The sequence below is a fragment of the Vreelandella andesensis genome (assembly GCF_003989795.1).
In the GTDB taxonomy this organism is placed as follows: Bacteria; Pseudomonadota; Gammaproteobacteria; order Pseudomonadales; family Halomonadaceae; genus Vreelandella; species Vreelandella andesensis.
The window spans coordinates 21,665-28,932 of sequence record NZ_RZHG01000025.1 but is presented as its reverse complement, the minus strand read 5'-3'; the positions used below and the strand labels follow the sequence as shown (position 1 = coordinate 28,932).

The following is a 7,268-nucleotide window of genomic DNA, read 5'->3' as shown; positions in this document are numbered from 1 at the left end:
TACATGCAGGCCCTGCGGTACGCATGTTGGCTCGTGAACTTGGCGTTGACCTTGGCCTTGTTAAGCCTAGCGGCCCGAAAGACCGTGTGCTGAAAGAAGATGTGCAAGCCTATGTGAAGCAGGCCATTGCTAACCAGGGTAAAGCACAAACCGCGGCTGCCCCTGCGGCGAGTGGGGGGGCGGGCATTCCTGCGATACCAGAGGTCGATTTCAGCCAGTTTGGTGAGATCGAAGAGAAGCCGATGGGCCGCCTGCTCAAAATGGGCGCAACTAATCTGCATCGTAGCTGGCTCAACGTGCCCCACGTGACGCAGTTTGACGAAGCCGATATCACCGAGCTTGAGAGCTTCCGCAAAGCTATGAAGGCCGAGGTCGAAGCCCAAGGGGCCAAGCTGACACCATTGCCGTTCATGGTTAAGGCCTGCGCCTTTGCACTGCGCAAGTTCCCTCAGTTCAACGTCAGCCTGAAGGGCGACGGCGAAACGCTGGTGTGGAAAAACTATGTGCACATTGGGATTGCCGTGGATACGCCGGATGGTTTGATGGTGCCGGTGGTGCGTAACGCCGATAAAAAATCCTTGATTGAGATTGCTAAGGAGATGGCGGAGCTAGGTAAAAAAGCGCAAACCAAGAAGCTAAAGCGTGATGAAATGACCGGTGGCTGCTTTACCATTACGAGCCTTGGCTCAATTGGTGGTACGGCGTTTACGCCAATCGTTAACGCGCCAGAAGTGGCGATCCTGGGGGTGTCGAAAGCGCAGATGAAACCGGTGTGGGATGGCAGTACTTTCCAGCCGCGTTTGATGATGCCGCTGTCGCTCTCCTACGACCACCGTGCGATTAACGGTGCGGATGCCGCCCGCTTTACGGCCTTCCTGGCTGATTTGCTGACGGATATTCGGCGGTTACTGCTGTAATCGCTTCTGAGTAAGCCACAAGCGGCGCCCATTGGGCGCCGCTTGTTTTGTGCCTTAATGTGAAGGATTAATAACTATGACGCCTTGGCAGATTTACCACCCAAAATAGTCATCAAATCGTCGTTTTCTGGCTCTTGAGACGACAGCACCAACAACGATTCTAGGCTATTAAGGTGGGTAAATAAGGCCTGCTTAGCCGCCTCTGCATCTCCGCTCGCCAAGTGTGCAAGCAGGGTCGCGTGATCTCCTTCCAGGTAACAGGAAGACAAACCTGGACGTTTGTAAAGAGCGATAACAATCGACGTTCGCAAGACGAGATCCGTCAGCATCGCGCCCAAGATACGATTAGGGGCGCGCTGAGCCAGTAAATGGTGAATATTGAGGGAGTGTTCAATGCGTGACGGTTCGTCACTGTTTTCAAACGCCTGCTTTTCAAGGGCAACCTGTTTCTCTAATGCCTTGTAAGTCGCCGCTTCTAGCTTACCCGCTAGCAGTGAGACAATCTCACCTTCCACCAACCTACGCGCGGAAAACGTTTCCCGCGTTTCGTCAATCGAAGGCGCCCTAACGCGGGCAACTTGATTCGGCCGTTGGTCGATCACATGCTCAGCATCAAGCCTTGTTAACGCTTTACGCACCACTGAACGGCTGACCCCAAATACATCGCCGATGGTGACTTCAGGCAGTTTTGTATTCGGTGCCAGTCGCTGCATCAGCACTGCAGACCGGATGTGTTCAACAATATCTTGATCGCTAACGCGACCTTCTTTGGTTTTGGTAAAACTTTTCTTGTGCCAGCCGAGGGTCATGGCCTAACTCTCTAAAGAACCTCGTTGAAACTTATCATGTTTACCCCTTTAACAACCACTCGGGACCACGCCTTATCTGGAGAATTGTCAGTTTAAACCGGCATAACGATTGCTTTACGATGGGTTGGGAAGAATAAGAATCGCTCGGAAATCGTTGACATTGGTTCGGGTTGGGCCTGTTACCACTAGGTTGCCCAACGCCTCAAAGAAACGGTAGGCATCGTTACGAGCGAGATAATCCTGCGCAGAAAGCGGAAATGCCTTAGCCCGTTGCCAGCACTCAGGCCCAATTAACGCGCCTGCGTTATCTTCAGAGCCATCGATTCCATCGGTATCAATGGCAATCGCATAAATGCCATCACACCCTTTCAGCGTATCGAAAAGACCCAGCAGGTACTCAACGTTGCGCCCTCCCCGACCATTGCCACGAACGGTGACGCTGGTTTCACCACCTGACAGCACCAGCAACGGGTGGGTAATCTCAGACTGCAACTTGCACGCCATACGGCCTTGGGCAATGCCTAACTCTCTTGCTTCGCCTTCCAGGTCGTCACCTAACACTCTTACCTCTAGGCCACTTTCTTCTGCGCTAAGTTGAGCAGCTTTTAATGCATCCCGCGCACGAGCAAGGATGATCGATTTATCCCGCGCAAATCCTTGGTTCCAGGTTTGTGGTGCACGGTGATCAGCCATTAAGTGGCGGCTCACCTGTTCAGGCACATCAATGTCATGACGATGTAAAATTTCCAACGCATCTAACGACGTGGTGTTATCCGGCAGCGTCGGGCCAGAAGCAATTAATGAAGGGACATCACCAGGAACATCCGAAATAAGCAGCGTCACTACCTGCGCTGGGTGCGCAGCAGTGGCCAACCGACCGCCCTTAATCGCCGATAAATGGCGTCTGACGGTATTAATTTCACGGATCGGTGCACCACACCGAAGCAGCGCCTTATTGAGTGCCTGTTTGTCTGCTAGCGAAATGCCGTCTGCTGGCAGTGTCATTAACGCGGAGCCGCCTCCGGAGATAAGCGCTATCACTTGATCGTCTTCACCCAGGTCTTTCACTTCTTCAAGCATGCGTTTAGCGGCTTGTTCACCCAGCGCATCAGGCATTGGATGGGAGGCTTCCAGCACATCGATATAGCGGCATGCTGCACCGTGCTGGTAACGGGTCACCACCACGCCGGTTAAGTCGACCTCTTCGCCTGCATCACGGGCGCGCTTCTCCCACGCTAACTCTAACGCGCGCGCCATCGCGGCGGCTGCCTTGCCCGCGCCCACAACGACGGTTCGCCCTGGCGGTTTTTCAGGCAGTTGAGCGTTTAATAGGCTATCTGGATGTACAGCGGCAATAGCCGTTTCGGCCAATTGAATCAGCCACTGGCGGGTCGCCTCTTCACTGGTAAAAGGCGCCAAGCGAACACAGGAATTCATCAAAAGACTCCTCGGACAGGGATAAGGAAAAAGTCTCAGAAAATGGACTCAGAAAATGGACTCAGAAAATGGACTCAGAAAGGAGCTCAATGGCAGGCCAACAGACGCTGGCCTGCCTGGAAAAAGCGCGTTATTGGCCGACCTCATGGTCTGCCAGCTTTTCTAAGGCGCGCACAATACCTGCATGATCCCAATCCTCGCCGCCATTGGCGGCGCACGCTTGGAACAACTGTTGTGCATTGGCCGTGCCTGGCAGTGACAGGTTTAGCGTTCTGGCTCCCTCTAGCGCCAAGTTAAGATCTTTCTGGTGAAGGCGAACGCGGAACCCAGGCTCAAAGGTGCGCTTGATCATTCGCTCGCCATGAACATCCAGAATTTTTGATTGGGCTAAACCGCCCATCAATGATTCACGCACTTTAGCGACATCCGCGCCTGCTTTAGAGGCAAACAGTAGCCCTTCTGCCACCGCTTCAATCGTCAGCGCTACGACAATCTGATTGGCCACTTTACAGGTCTGACCGGCACCATGGCCGCCAATGTGGGTAATCGTCTTCCCAACAACCTCCAGGTAAGGCTTGGCCCGCTCAAACCCCTCCGTTGTTGCGCCTACCATAATGGTAAGGGCAGCGTTGATCGCACCACCTTCACCACCGGAAACCGGCGCATCAACAAACTCCCCGCCAGCATCGGTAATCTGCTTGGCAAATGCCTGGGTCTGCATCGGCGCAATCGAGCTCATATCGATTACCAGGGTGCCGGGGGTCAGACCTTCAATCACGCCGTCTTCACCAAATAAAACGCTTTCGACATCGGGCGTGTCGGGCACCATGGTGATAATGACGTCAGACGCTTCTGCGACCGCTTTCGGTGAAGCCACTTCACTCATGCCTTTTTCGGCAAGCGCGGCATCCAAGGTGCCGCGTTTAACGGTTACCAAGGTGTGGCCAGCGTCGAGTAGGTGACCTGCCATAGGGCGGCCCATAATGCCTAAACCAATAAAACCGATTTTACTCATCATTGTTCTCCATTCGCGTTTTTCCGAAACCAACCTAAACCTTCGACTGTCGTGGCCTTGGGCTTGTACTCGCAGCCGATCCAGCCGTCATAGCCAAGCTGCTGTAGGTGGTTAAACAAGAAGGGGTAGTTGATCTCGCCTGTACCTGGCTCATGGCGTCCTGGGTTATCCGCCAACTGCACGTGAGCAATGCGGGCAAAATGCTTTTCCATGGTGGGCGCAAGATCGCCCTCCATGATTTGCATGTGATAGATGTCGTACTGCAGCTTCAAGTTATCGCTGCCGACTTCGTCAAAAAGGGCCAACGCCTGCTCGGTGCGATTAAGAAAAAAGCCAGGAATGTCACGGGTGTTAATAGGCTCGGCAAGCAACAAAATACCCGCTGCTTTAAGTTTTTCAGCCGCGTAACGTAGGTTTTCAACCAAGGTGCGGTGAGCATCAGCATCGCTAACACCGTCGGGCTGAATACCAGCAAGGCAGTTCACCTGCTTGCATTCAAGCGCGGTGGCATAGTCGATCGCTTTATCCACGCCAGCGCGAAACTCATCTACGCGATCTGGGTGACAGGCAATGCCTCGCTCGCCTGCTCCCCAGTCGCCCGCAGGCAAATTGTGCAGCACTTGGGTTAGCCGATTCGCGTCCAAACGCTGTTTGATATCAGTTGCCGCGTAGTCATAGGGAAAAAGATATTCAACCCCTTGAAAGCCCGCCTTTGCGGCGGCTTCAAAGCGATCAAGAAAGTCGACTTCAGTGAACAGCATACTGAGATTTGCGGCAAACTTAGCCATGGTGGTCTCCTAGCGTTTTATCGTCTTAATAATGACTTCAGCGACTTGCCTGGAAGCACCTCGGTGCATTACGTCAGGCTGGCAATCGAGCTCGGTGCATCGGTAAGGTTTTCAGCTAACGCTTCGAACTCATTAACCCCATCAAGATCGGTGCCCATCGAGATATTGGTAACGCGCTCTAGAATGATTTCCACCACGACCGGCACGCGGTATTGGCGCATCAACTCACGCGCTTTCTCTAACGCAGGTGCGATCTCGTCCGGCGTAGTGACACGCAACGCTTTACAACCAAGCCCTTCAGCAACCGATACGTGATCGACGCCATATTCAGCGAGCTCCGCTTCCTCGTCGGTGTAATTAATGTTCTTGAACGAGAGCTGTACGCAGTAATCCATGTCGAAACCCCGCTGGGCCTGACGAATCAAACCTAGGTAGGAGTTGTTCACCAAAACGTGGATATACGGCAAATTAAACTGCGCCCCTACCGCCAGCTCTTCCACCATAAATTGGAAGTCGTAATCGCCAGACAGTGCAACCACTTCGGCGTCAGGGTCGGCGCGGCAAACACCCAGTGCAGCTGGCACTGTCCAGCCTAGCGGCCCGGCTTGACCACAGTTAATCCAGTGCCGGGGTTTGTACACGTGCAGGAACTGAGCGCCGGCAATTTGGGAGAGGCCGATTGTGCTGATATAGCGGGCATTTTTACCAAACACCTTGTTCATCTCTTCGTAAACACGCTGGGGTTTCACCGGCACATTATCGAAGTGAGTTTTGCGCAGTAGCGTGCGTTTACGCTCCTGACACTCTTGTGCCCAGGCACTGCGGTTTTTAAGCTGCCCGTTGGCCTTCATTTCACGCGCAACGTCGATAAACATGTTTAGAGCAAGCTTTGCGTCAGACACAATGCCGTAGTCAGGCCCGAAAATGCGGCCTATTTGGGTTGGCTCGATATCAACGTGAACAAACTTTCTATCTTTTGTATAGGTTTCCACATTACCCGTGTGACGGTTGGCCCAACGATTACCAATCCCCATGACGAAGTCGGAAGCTAGCATGGTCGCATTGCCGTAACGGTGAGACGTTTGCAACCCCACCATGCCCGCCATCAGCGGGTGGTCATCAGGGATTGTTCCCCACCCCATCAACGTTGGGATCACCGGCACGCCGGTTAGCTCAGCAAATTCAACTAGCTGCTCGGCAGCATCGGCGTTGATGATGCCACCGCCAGCAACAATCAGTGGCTTATCCGCTTCGTTAAGCATCGTCAGTGCTTTTTCAATTTGGGCACGGGATGCTGAGGGCTTATACGCCGGAAGTGATTCGTAAGTGTCCGGGTCGAAGTCGATTTCACTCATCTGCACATCGATAGGCAGATCGATCAATACCGGCCCAGGGCGGCTAGAACGCATCATCTGAAAGGCTTTCTGAAACGCGCGCGGCACCTGGGCAGGCTCCATCACCGTGACGGACCATTTGGTTACCGGGCCAGCAATCGTTTGAATGTCGACGGCTTGGAAGTCTTCTTTATGCATCTTGGCGCGCGGAGCTTGGCCAGTAATACATAAAATAGGTATTGAATCCGCGCTTGCGGAATACAGGCCCGTGATCATGTCCGTGCCCGCTGGGCCAGACGTACCGATACACACACCAATATTGCCCGCAGTTGTGCGGGTATACCCTTCCGCCATGTGCGAGGCACCTTCCACGTGGCGTGCTAACACATGATCCACGCCTCCTACTTTGCGCATTGCAGCGTAGAAAGGGTTGATCGCAGCACCTGGCACACCAAAGGCAACATCAACACCTTCTTTTTTTAGAACGTGAATGGCGGCTTCTGCAGCTGTCATTTTAGCCATCACAACTTCTCCTCGAAGATTGAATACATTTAGTATTCTTTTTGTATTTAGTTTTGTATACGAGACAATATTCAAAGTATGCGCCCCGGCAAAGACTGTCAATAATTAATAGAAAATATTTCTATAAAAAACACCAGACACACAAAAAATCATTTAAAAACAATTTTTTAGCAAACATATATTTTTGAATATCAGTACGGATAGCAGAAGCAATAGCGGTACTGATGAGAGGCTAGTTGGTACTAGTTATGTTGCAGACAGGCATACCAAACGGGCCGGCGTATTTACATCCAGCCCTTATAGGGAAGAAAACGTTGCAGAGCTAACTCAGCGCACAGATTGCTATTGCCGCCTGCTACCCCTGGTCATCGATGTTCGCTCCAAGATCTTAACCATGCCCTAACATGCTAGATATGGTTCTCGCAGCCTTTGCCACCTGAGCTTGC

At 52.7% G+C, this 7,268-nt stretch carries 6 protein-coding genes; 1 reads left to right on the top strand and 5 read right to left on the bottom strand.

Annotated elements, in window-relative coordinates; genetic code table 11:
• The coding region (locus tag ELY33_RS13865; protein WP_208644252.1) for a 2-oxo acid dehydrogenase subunit E2 at positions 1-917 on the top strand (917 nt) is incomplete at its 5' end.
• Positions 918-991: 74 nt separating this feature from the next.
• Here ELY33_RS13865 and ELY33_RS13860 read toward each other — a convergent pair.
• From ELY33_RS13860 to gcl, 5 genes are all read right to left on the bottom strand, one after another.
• Positions 992-1,726: a GntR family transcriptional regulator gene (locus ELY33_RS13860; protein WP_126948501.1), complete on the bottom strand. Its 735-nt coding sequence runs from the start codon at positions 1,724-1,726 to the stop codon at positions 992-994.
• Positions 1,727-1,840: 114 nt separating this feature from the next.
• The gene (locus tag ELY33_RS13855) at positions 1,841-3,163 is read right to left on the bottom strand and encodes a glycerate kinase type-2 family protein (RefSeq protein ID WP_126948500.1); all 1,323 of its coding nucleotides are present in this window, start codon (positions 3,161-3,163) and stop codon (positions 1,841-1,843) included.
• A 130-nt stretch (positions 3,164-3,293) separates the two neighbouring features.
• Complete coding sequence (locus ELY33_RS13850; RefSeq protein ID WP_126948499.1) at positions 3,294-4,178, bottom strand: 2-hydroxy-3-oxopropionate reductase; 885 nt, start codon at positions 4,176-4,178, stop codon at positions 3,294-3,296.
• Positions 4,178-4,966, bottom strand: coding sequence for a hydroxypyruvate isomerase (gene hyi / locus ELY33_RS13845; RefSeq protein ID WP_126948498.1), 789 nt, complete (start codon positions 4,964-4,966; stop codon positions 4,178-4,180). Before hyi ends, ELY33_RS13850 begins: the two co-directional genes overlap by 1 nt.
• A 68-nt stretch (positions 4,967-5,034) precedes the next feature.
• On the bottom strand, positions 5,035-6,822 hold the full coding sequence (gene gcl / locus ELY33_RS13840; protein WP_126948497.1) for a glyoxylate carboligase: 1,788 nt from the start codon (positions 6,820-6,822) through the stop codon (positions 5,035-5,037).
• Positions 6,823-7,268: the final 446 nt, after the last annotated feature.